At 69.8% G+C, this 13,772-nt stretch carries 11 protein-coding genes and 2 tRNA genes; 9 read left to right on the forward strand and 4 right to left on the reverse strand.

The window, feature by feature from the left end:
* Nucleotides 1-13 precede the first annotated feature (13 nt).
* Entirely contained in the window at nt 14-1,060 is a 1,047-nt protein-coding gene (locus QSK39_RS50515; protein ID WP_285485000.1) for a hypothetical protein, read from the reverse strand.
* 230 nt (nt 1,061-1,290) lie between these two features.
* On the opposite strand from QSK39_RS50515, the gene QSK39_RS50520 reads away from it, so the two are divergent.
* The gene (locus QSK39_RS50520; protein WP_285485001.1) at nt 1,291-1,800 is read left to right on the forward strand and encodes a M48 metallopeptidase family protein; all 510 of its coding nucleotides are present in this window, start codon (nt 1,291-1,293) and stop codon (nt 1,798-1,800) included.
* Nucleotides 1,801-2,209: 409 nt separating this feature from the next.
* On the opposite strand, the gene QSK39_RS50525 is transcribed toward QSK39_RS50520, so the two are convergent.
* Nucleotides 2,210-3,574, reverse strand: a complete 1,365-nt coding sequence (locus tag QSK39_RS50525) for a zinc-dependent metalloprotease (protein WP_285485002.1) — start codon at nt 3,572-3,574, stop codon at nt 2,210-2,212.
* A gap of 91 nt (nt 3,575-3,665) precedes the next feature.
* On the opposite strand from QSK39_RS50525, the gene QSK39_RS50530 reads away from it, so the two are divergent.
* Entirely contained in the window at nt 3,666-4,772 is a 1,107-nt protein-coding gene (locus tag QSK39_RS50530) for a YlbL family protein (protein ID WP_353051130.1), read from the forward strand.
* Here the strand turns inward: QSK39_RS50530 and QSK39_RS50535 are convergent.
* On the reverse strand, nt 4,769-5,299 hold the full coding sequence (locus QSK39_RS50535) for a PPA1309 family protein (protein ID WP_285485003.1): 531 nt from the start codon (nt 5,297-5,299) through the stop codon (nt 4,769-4,771). The genes QSK39_RS50530 and QSK39_RS50535 overlap by 4 nt on opposite strands.
* Before the next feature lie 120 nt (nt 5,300-5,419).
* On the opposite strand from QSK39_RS50535, the gene QSK39_RS50540 reads away from it, so the two are divergent.
* Both QSK39_RS50540 and QSK39_RS50545 read left to right on the forward strand, forming a co-directional pair.
* On the forward strand, nt 5,420-8,443 hold the full coding sequence (locus tag QSK39_RS50540; protein WP_285485004.1) for a UPF0182 family protein: 3,024 nt from the start codon (nt 5,420-5,422) through the stop codon (nt 8,441-8,443).
* A gap of 67 nt (nt 8,444-8,510) precedes the next feature.
* Nucleotides 8,511-8,584: transfer RNA gene (locus tag QSK39_RS50545), tRNA-Met, on the forward strand.
* Nucleotides 8,585-8,635: 51 nt separating this feature from the next.
* Here the strand turns inward: QSK39_RS50545 and QSK39_RS50550 are convergent.
* Nucleotides 8,636-10,054, reverse strand: a complete 1,419-nt coding sequence (locus QSK39_RS50550) for an FAD-dependent monooxygenase (protein ID WP_285485005.1) — start codon at nt 10,052-10,054, stop codon at nt 8,636-8,638.
* A gap of 94 nt (nt 10,055-10,148) precedes the next feature.
* Between QSK39_RS50550 and QSK39_RS50555 the strand changes: the two genes are divergently transcribed.
* From QSK39_RS50555 to ftsE, 5 genes are all read left to right on the forward strand, one after another.
* On the forward strand, nt 10,149-10,733 hold the full coding sequence (locus QSK39_RS50555) for a TetR/AcrR family transcriptional regulator C-terminal domain-containing protein (RefSeq protein WP_285485006.1): 585 nt from the start codon (nt 10,149-10,151) through the stop codon (nt 10,731-10,733).
* 77 nt (nt 10,734-10,810) lie between these two features.
* Nucleotides 10,811-10,887, forward strand: a tRNA-Met gene (locus tag QSK39_RS50560).
* Between the two features lie 378 nt (nt 10,888-11,265).
* Complete coding sequence (locus QSK39_RS50565; protein ID WP_284749423.1) at nt 11,266-11,766, forward strand: PadR family transcriptional regulator; 501 nt, start codon at nt 11,266-11,268, stop codon at nt 11,764-11,766.
* A 63-nt stretch (nt 11,767-11,829) separates the two neighbouring features.
* Nucleotides 11,830-12,930 (forward strand): peptide chain release factor 2, encoded by a 1,101-nt coding sequence (prfB, locus tag QSK39_RS50570; protein ID WP_285485007.1) that lies wholly within the window; start codon nt 11,830-11,832, stop codon nt 12,928-12,930.
* A gap of 112 nt (nt 12,931-13,042) precedes the next feature.
* Nucleotides 13,043-13,732, forward strand: a complete 690-nt coding sequence (ftsE, locus tag QSK39_RS50575) for a cell division ATP-binding protein FtsE (protein ID WP_284749425.1) — start codon at nt 13,043-13,045, stop codon at nt 13,730-13,732.
* Nucleotides 13,733-13,772: the final 40 nt, after the last annotated feature.

The following is a 13,772-nucleotide window of genomic DNA, read 5'->3' on the forward strand; positions in this document are numbered from 1 at the left end:
ACGTGTTAGTGGCCTACGTCTCCTGTTGCAGCACCGGGGCGCCGCAACCGCACCGCGGGTGCGGAGGCCAGCCGCGGTGGCGGATGCGGCCGTCGAAGGCGTCGATCTCGAGGGTCGCGTTCCACGCCGGCGGCGCCGGTTCGGCGGGGGAGAGCAGCCGCATGGCCTGCGCGACGGCCAGCGACGCGCAGGCGTGGACCGCGCCGAGGTCGGGCCGCTGGTGCCGGCCGGTCAGCTGCCCGGCGACGCGCGGCCAGCACGGGTCGAGGTCGGTCCGGTGCAGGTCGGCGCAGCGCAGGCACGAACTGCGGCCCGGGACGACCAGCGGCCCGACGATGCCCGTCCCGTCGCGGACGCGGACGGCCATGTGCGGGACGCCGTCCGCCATCAGCTCGGCGACGACCTCCGGCGCCGGGACGACGGCGTCGGTGAGCAGCGCCAGCTCCGGGTACCGGTCGTGCAGGCGGGTGACGCGGACTTCGGGGTCGACGCGGCGGAGCAGGTCGCCGAGGGCCTGCCGCCGGGATCGGCCCAGGTCGGCTTCGGTGAAGCCGGTGCCCAGGTCGTGCTCGGTCACCGTGCCGGGCAGCTCCGGCTCGACGTGCCCGATCCCGGCGTTGGCCAGCAGCACGGCGACCGCGACCGCCACCCGGCCGTCGCCGTGCACGGTGATCGCGGTGGCGCGCCGCCGATCGCTCAGCGCGGTCTGGTGGTGGCGCGCCCGCAGCGACCAGAGGCCGGTTTCGCCGCGGAGGCCCGGGCCTTCCGGGCGCCCCGCGTCGGTGACCAGGCCGAGCGCGGCCAGCTGCCGGAGGAGTGTGCGCAGCTGGTCGCGGTGTTCGCTCTCGGCGAGCAAGAGCCGCTCGACGGGCTTGCTGCCGTCGAGTTTCCGCAGCCGCGCGACGAGCTCGGGTGGCAGGCCTTCGACGATCACGCCGTGGCGCGGGTCGAGCCCGAGCTGGATCTCGCGCGGGCCGCGATCGAGCACCGTGATGCCCGGGAGCAGGGCGGGATGGGCCGGCAGGAGCACCGGAGGCATGTCCGCGGTGGAGAGGATCATGTCCGCAGGATGGCACCCGGCGGCGACGGTCAAGCCCGTGAAGGCGCCGGATCGGCCGAGTTGTCCACAAGTGAAAGGGCCTGTGGACAACTCGGCTCTGTGACCTCAACGCGCTCGGAGTTGTCGGTGCCGGGCCTTACCGTTGTCGGGTGGTCGAAGCACAGATGCCCTCACTGAGAGGCCGGGGGGACACGAACCCCTCGTCGGACACACCCGGACACAAGGTCGAAGTGCGGCGCAGCCAGCGCCGGCACCGGACGGTCACCGCGTACTGGAAGGACGACACGCTGGTCGTGCTCATCCCCGCGCGGATGACCAGGGCGGAGGAGAAACACTGGGTCGCCGAGATGGAGCGCAAGCTCGAGCGCTCGGAGCCACGACGGCCGGCGCCCCCGAAGACGTCGGACGACGTCCTGCTGGCGCGCTGCGCGCTGCTGTCGGGCAAGTACCTGAACGGCACCGCGGTGCCGGCGAGCGTCCGCTGGGTGCCGCCGATGCGCACGCGGTGGGCGTCCTGCACGCCGGTCGACGCGACCATCCGGGTCAGCGACCGGCTGCGGAAGGTCCCACCCTGGGTTCTGGACTACGTGCTGGTGCACGAGCTGGCGCACCTGCGCGAGCCCGGGCACGACGCGGCGTTCTGGGCCCTGGTGCGGAAGTATCCGAAGACCGAGCGGGCGATGGGATACCTCGAGGGGCTGGCGGCCGCCGCCGGGTGGGGGATCGACACCGAGTGCTGAGCGGGTGATGGTGGCCGGGGTGACCTGCGGTGGTGGGTCACCCCGGTTGCTTTGGTGCGGTGATGGTCGGGCGGTGGGTTCGCGACCGGCTTGGCGGACGGGCACGTATCCGGAGGGTCGGTTCGCGTACTTGGGCGGTCGGTTCGCGTGCCTGGAGGGTCGGTTCGCGTACCTGGATGGACGGCTCGCGTGCCCAGGCGGACGACTCGCGTACCTGGATGGACGACTCGCGTACTCAGGCGGACTACTCGCGTACTCAGGCGGACGGCTCGCGTACCTGGGCAGTCGGCTCGTGTGCCTGGAGGGTCGGTTCGCGTGATTGGAGGGTCGGCTCGCGTGATTGGGGGGTCAACACGGCGTAAGCAAGAACCGGGCGCCTGCGGATGCGGGCGCCCGGTCTGGGGACTGCTTAGTTCTTGTCGCCGTCCTCGGTGTCGTCGGGGGTGGACTCCGTGCGCTGCTCGCGCTCTGAACGTTCCGTGCGCTCCAGCTCGGCGATCGGGTCCAGGTCGTCCAGGGAACCCGTCTCGCCGACGCGGTCCGCGAAGTCGATCGGCTCGTCCAGGTCCTCCGCCGTCGGCATCAGGTCCGGGTGGGACCACAGGCCGTCGCGCTTCTCCAGGCCGTGGCGCTCGCCCACCAGGCTCCACAGGTTCGACGCGTCCCTCATGCGTCGGGGGCGCAGCTCCAGGCCGACCAGGGTGGCGAACGTCTGCTCCGCCGGGCCGCCCGTCGCGCGGCGGCGGCGCAGGGTCTCGCGCAGGGCGTCCGCTCCCGGCAGGCGGTCGCCGACCGCGTCGGCCACCACCACGTCCACCCAGCCCTCCACCAGGGCGAGCAGTGTCTCGAGCCGCCTCAGGGCGCCCTTTTGCTCCTCCGTCGTCTGGGGCTCCAGAAGCCCGGACGACATCGCTTCCTCGATGCTCGCCGGGTTGGCCGGGTCGATCCGGCCGGCCAGCGACTCCAGGGCCGACGTGTCCACCGAGATGCCGTGCGCGAACTCCTCGACCGTCGCCAGCAGGCGCTGCCGCAGCCACGGCACGTGCGTGAACAGCCGCTGGTGCGCGGCCTCGCGCGCGGCCAGGAACACCAGGATCTCGCTGTTCGGCAGCTCCAGGCCCTCGGCGAACTTCTCGATGTTCGCCGGCAGCAGCGCGGACGTCCCGGCGGGCGCGAGCGGCAGGCCGATCTCGGACGCCGTCAGCATCTCCGACGCCAGCTGCGCGAGCGCCTGGCCGAGCTGGGACCCGAAGGCCATCCCGCCCATCTGCCCCATCATCTGCAGCAGCGGGCCGGCGGCTTCCTTGGCCTCCGCGGGCAGCGCCTCCATCCAGGCACCCGACACCTGCCGGGCGACCGGGTCGCACAGCCGCTGCCAGGTCGGCAGCGTCTTCTCGACCCAGGTCCGCGGCGACCAGGCGACCGCCGACGTCGCGCCGGCCGGGAACTGGGTGGCCGCGTCGAGCCACAGCTCGGCGAGGTGGGCGGCGTCGCGGACGGCGGCGTTCGAGTCGTCGCCGCCGGAGAAGCCGAGGCGGCTCTCGCCGGTGTTGCCGGCGCTGCCCAGGGTCTGCAGGGCGATCTGCTTGGCGAGGTCGTAGTTCACCGGCCCGCTGGAAGTACCGGCCTGGCTGAGCATCTGGCCCAGCTGGCTCAGCATCTGCCCGAGCTGGTTGAAGGCCTCGGCGCCGGACTGCTGTCCGCCTTCCGAGGGGTCGTTCTCACCTCGTTTGTCGGGATCGGAAGGTCCGAAGCCGAACGGGGGTTTGCTCATGCGTCCACCGTACGCGGGTCGGGAAGCCTCAAGCGCGCCATGTGCGTGGCCTTCACCGAGAAGCGAACACGGTCACCGTACGCTGTCGGGCGTGACCAAGTCCTCCGAGCAGACCGCGCCCGCGAAGAGCAGCCCGGACCCCGGTGCCGAGGCCGGCGGAGACGCCCGGCGGATGACCCGCCGAGGCTGGACGCTCGTGGTCAGCGGCTCGCTGTTCCTCGTCTTCGTGGTGCTCGGTCTGGTCGTGCCGGTGCCGTTCGTGGCGATCAGCCCCGGCCCGACCTACGACACGCTGGGTCGCGACGCCGCGGGCAACCCGGTCATCCAGGTCAGCGGGCACGAGACCCACCCGACGACCGGCGAGCTGCGGATGACGACCGTCTCGCTGCACGACGGCGTCACGCTCTTCCAGGGTCTCGGCTTCTGGGCCAGCGGCCGCTACGCGCTCGCGCCGCGCGAGGAGTACTTCAAGCCGGGCGAGACGAACGAACAGGTCAAGCAGGAGAACATCCAGCAGCTGCAGGACTCGCAGTCGAACGCCCAGGTCGCCGCCCTGCGCAAGCTCGGCTACCCGATCAAGGTGCTGGCGAAGCAGATCGTCTCCGGCAGCCCGGCCGACCACGTGCTCGCCCCCGGCGACAAGCTGATCACGGTCAACGGCAAGAAGATCGTCGAAGCCGCCGACGTCCGGGCCGCGCTGGCCGGCACCCTGCCCGGCCAGACCGTGCAGATCACCTTCCAGTCGGACGGGCAACCGGAGCGCACGGTGCCGCTCACGCTCGCCGCGCGCCCCGACCGCAAGGAGGGCTTCATCGGCCTCACCGCGGCCGACCGCGCCGAGGTGCCCTTCAACGTCAACATCTCCCTGCAGGACGTCGGCGGGCCGTCCGCCGGGCTGATGTTCACCCTGGCGATCATCGACCGGCTCAAGGGCGACGACATCGCGGGCGGCCGGCACATCGCCGGTACCGGCGAGATCACCGAGACCGGCGAGGTCGATCCGATCGGCGGGATCTCGTTCAAGGTCGTCGGCGCGCGCGAGGCCGGCGCCACCGACTTCCTCGTGCCCGAGCACAACTGCGCCGAGGCCAAGACCACCGCGCCCGACGGGCTCAACCTCATCAAGGTGTCCACACTGGACGACGCGCTCACGCAGCTGGCCAACCTGAAGGCGGGCCGCCCGACGGCGTCCTGCTAGGGGAGGAGCGTCGCCTTGAGGGCCTCGAGGAGGTTCGGGGCGAGGTCGGGGCTCTCGACGATCTCGTCGACCGGCTCTTCGCCGCCGATCCCGCGCAGCCGCATGACGCACGCGCCTTCGCCTTCGCGCAGGACCGCGGCCACCAGGCGGGCCTCGGTCCGCCGCGGGTGGTCGGCGGCCGCGCGGCGCAGGCTGTCGGCGTCGGCCTCCGCGACGTCCGGCAGTTCCGACTCCGAACCCGGCGGCAGCACGATGATCTCCTGGGCGAGCGCGCACCCGATCACCAGATCGGGCCACGCGATCCGGGCCAGCGCGTCGGCGAGGTCGCCGTCGGGCAGGGCTTCCTGCGCCACCGGCGTCAGCGGGTTCGCCCGGTCGAGCTGGCCGGCCAGCTCCGGCTGCTCGTCCAGCAGTGCCGCCGTCGGCACCAGGGCGAACAGCTGCGGCGGCTGGTCCCAGCCGCCCGCGGCCATGAACTCCTCGATCTCGCGGGCGAGAGCGGCCACTCCGGCCGGCTGCGATTCCATGCGCACATCGTGTCAGAGCCACGCCGCGAGTCCGGTTTGGGCGGGTCCCGGGAACTTCCCCGGGCATCCGTAGAGTTAGGGGATCAGGGGGCGCGTGCGCCCCTGTTCAAGTGCTGACGAATGACAGGAGCGTGCACCGTGGCGACTCGGCCCCCGGTGAGCCTGCCGAAGCTGTCCCGGCGGAGCCGGATCCTCCTCATCATCGCCGCGGTGATCGTGCTGGCGCTCCTGCTCGGAGCCCGCTTGCTCGACACGTACGTCGACTGGCTCTGGTTCGGAGAGGTCGGCGCGCGTTCGGTGTTCACGACCCAGGTGGTCACCCGCGTCATCCTGTTCTTCGCGGTCGGGCTGCTCGTCGGCGGCGCGCTCGCGATCAGCCTGATGATCGCCTACCGGACCCGCCCGGTGTTCGTGCCGATCTCCGGCGCCGACGACCCGCTGGCCCGCTACCGGTCCGCGATCGTCGCGCGCATCCGCCTCTTCGGCATCGGCATCCCGGTGCTCACCGGCCTCATCGCCGGGCTGTCCGCCCAGGGCGACTGGCAGGTCGTGCAGCTGTTCCTCAACGGCACCTCGTTCGGCCAGACCGATCCCGAGTTCGGCAACGACGTCGGCTTCTACGCCTTCGACCTGCCCTTCTACAACTGGCTGCTCGGCTGGCTGTTCATCACCGTCGTCATCTCCTTCTTCGGCGCGCTCATCTCGCACTACGTCTTCGGCGGCATCCGGCTGGCCGGCAAGGGCGGCCAGCTGGCCGGCCCGACCCGCGCGCAGCTCGCCATCACCGTCGGCATCTTCGTGCTGCTGAAGGCGGCCGAGTACTTCTTCGACCGGTACAACCTGCTGTTGTCCGACCGCGGCGCGCCGCTGTTCATCGGTGCCACCTACACCGACCTGAACGCGGTGCTGCCGGCCAAGCTGATCCTGCTGTGCATCTCGGTGATCTGCGCGGTCGCGTTCTTCGCCGGTGCCTTCCTGCGCAACCTGCAGCTGCCGGCGATCGCCCTCGTGCTGCTGATCCTGTCGAGCATCCTCGTCGGCGTCGCGTGGCCGGCGATCCTCGACCAGTTCTCGGTGAAGCCCAACGCGAACGAGAAGGAAGCGACGTCCATCCAGCGCAACATGGACGCCACGCGCCGCGCCTTCGGCCTCACCGACGTCCAGTACCAGCCCTACACGGGCAGCTCGTCGGCCACGCCGGACCAGCTCAAGGCCGACACCGGGACGATGTCGAACATCCGGCTGCTGGACCCGAACATCCTTTCCGACACCTTCACCCAGCGCGTCGGGCGTGAGAACTTCTACGGGTTCCCGGCCAAGCTCGACATCGATCGCTACACGGTCAACGGCGTGACGCAGGACTACATCGTCGCGGCCAAGGAGATCAAGACCGAGGGCCTCACCGGCAACCAGACCAGCTGGATCAACAAGCACCTCGTCTACACCCACGGCAACGGCTTCGTGGCCGCGCCCGCCAACACGATCGACCGCGCGGTCAAGGACGCCAACTCCGACGGCGGCTACCCGATCGCCACCACCAGCGACACGCAGAACCCCGGCGGCGCCGGTTCGCCCGGCCCCGGCCAGCCGGGCATCGAGGTCAAGGAACCCCGGATCTACTACGGGGAACTGTCCGCCGCGGACTCCGACTACGCCATCGTCGGCGGCACCTCCGGCAACGCGCCCGGCGAGTACGACACCGCCACCGACCGCTACACCTACAAGGGCAGCGGCGGCGTCTCGATCGACAACTGGTTCAACCGCCTCGCCTTCGCGGCCGAGTACGGCGAACGGAACATCCTGTTCTCCGACGCCATCGCGGACAACTCCAAGATCATGTACAACCGCGACCCGCGCGAGCGCGTCAGCAAGGTCGCCCCGTGGCTGACCCTGGACGGCGACCCGTACCCGGCGGTCGTCGACGGCAAGATCCAGTGGATCATCGACGGCTACACCACGATCAACAACTTCCCGTACTCGCAGCAGACGCAGCTCGGCGCGGCCACCAACGACTCGCTCAACGGCGTCGCGCGCCAGGCCAACAGCTCGATCAACTACATCCGCAACTCGGTCAAGGCCACCGTCGACGCCTTCAACGGCACGGTCAACCTGTACTCGATCGACGACAAGGAACCGGTCCTCAACGCGTGGGAGAAGGTCTTCCCCGGGCTGGTGAAGCCGAGCTCCGAGATCTCCCCGGACCTGCGGGCCCACTTCCGCTACCCCGAGGACCTCTTCAAGATCCAGCGTGAGCTGCTGTCGCGCTACCACGTCAGCAACCCGCAGGAGTTCTACTCGCAGCAGGCGTTCTGGAGCGTCCCGCAGGACCCGACGGCCGAAGGCGGCTCCAACCCGGCCGCGGCCGGTGCCGCCAACCAGCCCGGCTACTACGTCCTCGCCGACACCCCGGGCCAGAGCAAACCGACGTTCCAGCTGACCAGTTCGCTCACCGGTCTGCAGCGGCAGTACCTCGCGTCCTGGATGTCGGTCTCCTCGGATGCCAACGACTACGGGAAGATCCGCGTCCTCCAGCTACCCAGCGCGGCCACCGGAGCCACGCAGGTCGACGGTCCGGTCCAAGTCCAGAACCGGTTCCAGAGTGATCCACGGGTGGCGCAGGACCGGACGCTCTTCAACAACCCCAACGTCATCCCGATCTACGGCAACCTGATCACGCTGCCGGTCGCACAGGGCTTCCTGTACGTGGAGCCCGTGTACATCCGGCAGCGCAACCAGAACAGCTATCCGCAGCTGGCCCGGGTGCTCGTGTCGTACGGACCGAAGGTCGGCTACGGCGCGACGCTGCAGGAAGCCCTCGACCAGATCTTCGGCGCCGGCACCGGCGAGGCGACGACCACGCCACCCCAGGCGGGCCAGCCCACGACGACACCGCCGACCACGACGCCGAACCAGCCGACCACGACGCCACCCAACACCGGTGGCGGCAACGCGGCACTGGACAAGGCCGTGACGGACATCCAGTCCGCGCTCGCCAAGCTGCGGGCGGCTCAGCAGTCGGGCAACTTCACCGACCAGGGTGCGGCCTTGGCGGCGCTGGACGCTGCGGCGAAGGAATACGAAGCGGCCAAGACCGCGGCGCCGGGGACCAGCACTCCGCCGCCGAGTTCGCAGCCGGGAGGGTGACGTCCGTTACCTACGGGGTACCTGCTTTGCACCCCTCGGAAACGAGGGCGTAAGGTAGGTACTACGACGCGGGGTGGAGCAGCTCGGTAGCTCGCTGGGCTCATAACCCAGAGGTCGCAGGTTCAAATCCTGTCCCCGCTACGGAAGAGGAAGCGCGGTTGGCGAAGTTGGCCAACCGCGCTTTTTCGTGCGTCAAGCGAGCCAGCCGGTCACGGACCCCGTCGTCGAGGCCACGTAACCGTCCGGGCGGACCAGCACCTGCGTCAGGTCGGGCCAGGGGAGTTCTGGTACCTCCGCTACGACTACCTCCGGGTGCGGGGCCGTTGCCGGGGTTTTCGTCAGCAGGACGAACTTTCCACTGTGGAACAAGTCGCTCGCGAAGCCTTCCCCCAGCGTGAAGTCCGGTAGGCGGGCGCCTGCCGCCGGGTGGGTTTCCGTTGCTCCGTAGTGGATGTCCAAGCCCGAGACCATTCCCGACAGCTTGTGCTGGACCTCCGGGAGCGCCGTCAGGTCGCGGAACAGGGCTCGCAGCGCCAGCTGGTCCGGTGTCAGCGGGATAAGGGCGTTCTGGGCGGCCACGTTCTGCAGCACCCCGTTCGCCACCGGGCGACGCTCCGCTTCGTACGTGTCCAGGAGACCGGCCGGGGCGCGGCCGCGCAGTTCCGCGGCCAGCTTCCAGCCCAGGTTCATCGCGTCCTGGACGCCCAGGTTCAGGCCCTGGCCGCCGGCCGGGAAGTGGGTGTGGGCCGCGTCGCCCGCCAGGAGCACCCGGCCCACTCGGTACTTCGCCGCCAGGCGGCTGTCGTCGGAGAACCGGGAGATCCAGCGGATCTCTTCGATCTCCGCTTCCTCACCGAAACGTTCGCGGACCGCCGCCCGGACTTCCTCCTCCGGGACCTCGGCGCGGAGGTCGGCCGGGCGGTTCAGGCGGTCGCCGTAGCTCAGGCGGTACAGGTTCGGCTCGCCCAGCGGGATCAGGCCGACGAACTTGCCCGGACTCAGCGACGTCACCATGTTCCCCATCGACCGCCACTGCGTCGGCGCGCCCGGCGGCGTCGTCCGGAACAGCACGTCCGCCGAGACGCCGTGGCCGCGGCCTTCGATCCCTTCGAACGGCAGGTTCAGCGCCTTGCGCACCGCGCTGCGGCCGCCGTCGCAGCCCACCAGGTACGCCGCGCGCACCCGCAGGCCGCCCGCCGTGACCGTCACGCCGGCGGCGTCCTGCTCGAAGCTCGTCAGCTCGTGCCCGCGCAGCACCTTCACGCCCTGCTCGGCCAGCCGCTCCTCCAGTGCCGCTTCGACCTGCGCCTGCGGGATGCCCACCTGGTACGGGTGCCGCGTGTCCCAGCCGGTGTAGCTCACCGGGATCACCGCGAAGTGTCCGTCCGCGACAGTCGCGAACGACCGCTGCTCCGCCCGGCCCAGCAGGCCCCGCAGGTCCAGCACCTCCGCCGTTCGCGGCTGCAGGTTCAGCGCCTTCGACAGCCCGGTGCGGACGGGCAGGCGTTCGAGAACCACGACGTCCACCCCGGCCAGCGCCAGCTCGTTCGCCAGCATCAGCCCGGTCGGGCCCGCCCCCGCGACGACCACCTCGGCGTTCAGCTCGTTCATCCCCAGCTCCTTAACAACGTTAAATTGACCCGATCCGAGGATGCCCTTAACATCGTTAAATTGTCAAGCCGGCACCGCGAGGAGAACCGAGAACATGGCCCTGACCAGGCAGGACATCGCGCGTTCGGGGTTGAAGCTGCTCAACGAGGCCGGCCTCAACGGGCTCACGCTGCGGCTGATCGCCGCCGACCTCGGGGTCAAGGCGCCGGCGCTCTACTGGCACATGAAGAACAAGCAGGAGCTGCTCGACGAGATGGCGACGCAGATGTACGCCGATTCGGTCGAGGACCGGCGGCCGCCGGACTCGCTGGGGGAGTGGGAGGCCGCCGCGTACGCCGCGCGGGCGCTGCGCCGGATGATGCTGTCCTATCGCGACGGCGGGAAGGTCTTCGCCGGGACCTACCTCGGCGACATGAGCCTGGTCGGCGAGCACCCGCTGCGCCGGAGCATCGAGGCCGGGCTGGACGAGGCGCGGGCGAGTCGCGGGATCTTCACCGTCTACTGCTTCGTCGTCGGCTTCGTGATCGAGGAGCAGGCCGTCCGGCCGATGCCGGGTGAGTTCGACGAGCGGTACGCCCAGTCGGCCGGTCAGGCGGTGCTGGGCGACGCGGATGCCCGGTTCGAGGACGGCCTGCAAATGGTCCTCAGTGGAGCACGCCAGTGGCTGGGAGTGGCGTAACGCCTGGTCAGCCGGTTCGGGTACCCCGGTGAAAACCCGGTGGCCACCCCGTGTAATCTATTCAAGTACCACAACGGCGCGGGGTGGAGCAGCTCGGTAGCTCGCTGGGCTCATAACCCAGAGGTCGCAGGTTCAAATCCTGTCCCCGCTACCACCAAGAGGCACGTTCTCGGAAATTCGAGAACGTGCCTCTTTTGTCATGTTCGCACGAGTTTCACCGCCGACTTTTCCGCGAAACTGTCGAATCACTGCGGATCCCACGATGTGAACGCTGTTTCCCTGCGGTAGCGGTGCGTGTCCGGAGTCCGCCAAGCGAGGAGAATCGCCCGCCGGGCTCACCTGCCTGGCCGTGTCGGAGCGGCTCGCGTGCGGCTGGTTGGACCAAAGTGCCGCCCCGGTGGTTGCACAGCGTGTCCGGGGTCCACAGTGGACCTGGTCGCATTGGGCCGAACGAGGGGATCTCACTAGCCACAATGGACAGATCTGCTGACCACTGTGGACACAGCGGCCGATAAGTGGGAATCTAGGGGACGTGTCCGAATTGAATGCAACAGCCGCCGCCCTGCTCGGTCTGCTCCACGACGGTCCCGCCACCGGCGGGCAGCTCGTCGCGGGAGCGGGTGAGCGATTCGGCGCCTTCTTCAGCGTCACCCGCAGCCAGGTGTACCGGGAGCTCCCGGCGCTGTCCAAAGAAGGTCTCGTCCGGCTCGGCAAGCAGGGCCCGCGCTCCAGCCAGCAGTACCTGATCACCGCCGCCGGCAAGAAGGCCTTCAAGGCCTGGCTGACGTCCGAGGCCGGTCCCGACCACTTGCGCAGTCCGCTCATCCTGCGGCTCGTGCACGCGGCGTCGCTGACCGCGAAGCAGCGCCAGGTGCTGCTCGACTCGGCCCGGACGAGCTACGGCCAGCAGCTCGACGACGCGAAGGCGGCCACCAAGGCGGCCGACGGGCCGTACGAGAAGGCCGTCGCCGAGTTCGCCCAGGCTCAGGCCAAGGCCGCGCTGAAGCTGCTCGACGCCATCCCCGCGGCCTGAGGTTCGCGCGCCCACGACCGGTCCTCGCAACCGGTCGTGGGTTTTGCCGTAACCTTGACAAACGTGAGTGATGAGTTCGACGCGGCACTGAGGGACCTGACCGGCAAGCTGACGCAAATCGAGTCGGTGATGGACCTGGATGCGCTGCGTGCCCAGGTGGCCGACCTGGAACAGCAGGCTTCGAGCCCCAACCTCTGGGACGACCCGGAGGCGGCGCAGAAGGTGACGAGCCAGCTGTCCCACCGGCAGGGCGAGCTGCGCCGGGTCAGCGAGCTGCGCCAGCGGCTCGACGACCTGGCCGTGCTGTACGAGCTCTCCGAGGCCGAGGGTGACTCCAGCAGCATGGCCGAGGCCGAGGGCGAGCTGGCCGACCTGGGGAAGGCCATCGACGGCCTCGAGGTCCGCACGCTGCTCTCGGGCGAGTACGACGACCGCAACGCCGTCGTCACCATCCGTTCCGAGGCCGGCGGCGTCGACGCGGCCGACTTCGCCGAGATGCTGCTCCGCATGTACCTGCGCTGGGCCGAGCGCCACGGCTACCCGACCGACGTCTACGACATCTCCTACGCCGAAGAGGCGGGCATCAAGTCGGCGACGTTCAAGGTGAGCGCCCCCTACGTCTACGGCACCCTCTCGGTCGAGCAGGGCACCCACCGGCTCGTCCGGATCTCGCCGTTCGACAACCAGAGCCGCCGCCAGACGTCGTTCGCGCACGTCGAGGTGCTGCCCGAGGTCGAAGAGGTCGACCACGTCGACATCGCGGAGAAGGACATCCGCGTCGACGTCTACCGCTCGTCGGGCCCCGGTGGCCAGAGCGTCAACACGACCGACTCCGCGGTGCGCATCACGCACCTGCCGACCGGCATCGTCGTCTCCTGCCAGAACGAGAAGTCGCAACTGCAGAACAAGGCCGCCGCGCTCAAGGTCCTCCAGGCCCGGCTGATGCTGCGGAAGAAGGAAGAGGAGCGCGCCGAGATGGACGCGCTCAAGGACGGCGGCTCCAGCTGGGGCAACCAGATGCGCTCCTACGTGCTGCACCCGTACCAGATGGTCAAGGACCTGCGGACCGAGTTCGAGGTCGGCAACCCGACCGCGGTCCTCGACGGCGAGATCGACGGTTTCCTCGACGCCGGCATCCGCTGGCGGAAGCAGACGGGCGCCTGATCGGCGCAGCGGGTGTCCGCGCGACCGCTCACCGTGCGCAAACACCCGCTGCTCCACCCGGGTGGACCGGGCAACCGGGGCTTCACGAGACCGGTGGGTAGTATGCCGAATCGTGATCCGGCTCGAAGAGGTTTCCAAGGTCTACAAGACCTCGACGCGGCCCGCGCTCGAGCGGGTGTCCGTCAACATCGAAAAAGGTGAGTTCGTCTTCCTCATCGGTCCCTCGGGATCGGGGAAGTCGACCTTCCTCCGGCTGCTGCTGCGCGAAGAGACGCCGAGCAAGGGCCGTGTGATGGTGTCCAACTTCGACGTCGCCAAGCTGGCCCGCCGCCGCGTCCCCCGGCTGCGGCAGACCATCGGCTGCGTCTTCCAGGACTTCCGCCTGCTGGCCAACAAGACCGTCGCGGAGAACGTCGCGTTCGCCCTCGAGGTCATCGGCAAGCCCGCCCCGACCATCAAGAAGGTCGTGCCCGAGGTGCTGGAGCTCGTCGGCCTCGACGGCAAGGCGGACCGGCTGCCCAACGAGCTCTCCGGTGGTGAGCAGCAGCGCGTCGCGATCGCGCGCGCGTTCGTGAACCGGCCGCTGGTGCTGCTCGCCGACGAGCCGACCGGGAACCTGGACCCCGACACCAGCCAGGACATCATGCTGCTGCTGGAGCGGATCAACCGCACCGGCACGACCGTCCTGATGGCGACCCACGACCACGGCATCGTGGACTCCATGCGTCGCCGCGTCGTCGAGCTGCAGCTCGGCCGGGTGATCCGTGACGACGCCCGCGGCGTCTACGGCATCGGCCGCTGACTCCGGCATTCCCCGCCCCGCCAACGCCCCCGACCTCAAG

It is taken from the genome of Amycolatopsis sp. NBRC 101858, from assembly GCF_030269325.1.
Lineage (GTDB): Bacteria > Actinomycetota > Actinomycetes > Mycobacteriales > Pseudonocardiaceae > Amycolatopsis > Amycolatopsis ponsaeliensis.

What these genes read in the sequence shown, in the direction of transcription:
- QSK39_RS50515 (WP_285485000.1), bottom strand. Translation starts at nt 1,060, where the DNA reads ATGATCCTCTCCACCGCGGACATGCCTCCGGTGCTCCTGCCGGCCCAT.
- QSK39_RS50525 (WP_285485002.1), bottom strand. Translation starts at nt 3,574, where the DNA reads ATGAGCAAACCCCCGTTCGGCTTCGGACCTTCCGATCCCGACAAACGA.
- QSK39_RS50535 (WP_285485003.1), bottom strand. Translation starts at nt 5,299, where the DNA reads ATGGAATCGCAGCCGGCCGGAGTGGCCGCTCTCGCCCGCGAGATCGAG.
- QSK39_RS50540 (WP_285485004.1), top strand. Translation starts at nt 5,420, where the DNA reads ATGACAGGAGCGTGCACCGTGGCGACTCGGCCCCCGGTGAGCCTGCCG.
- QSK39_RS50550 (WP_285485005.1), bottom strand. Translation starts at nt 10,054, where the DNA reads ATGAACGAGCTGAACGCCGAGGTGGTCGTCGCGGGGGCGGGCCCGACC.
- QSK39_RS50555 (WP_285485006.1), top strand. Translation starts at nt 10,149, where the DNA reads ATGGCCCTGACCAGGCAGGACATCGCGCGTTCGGGGTTGAAGCTGCTC.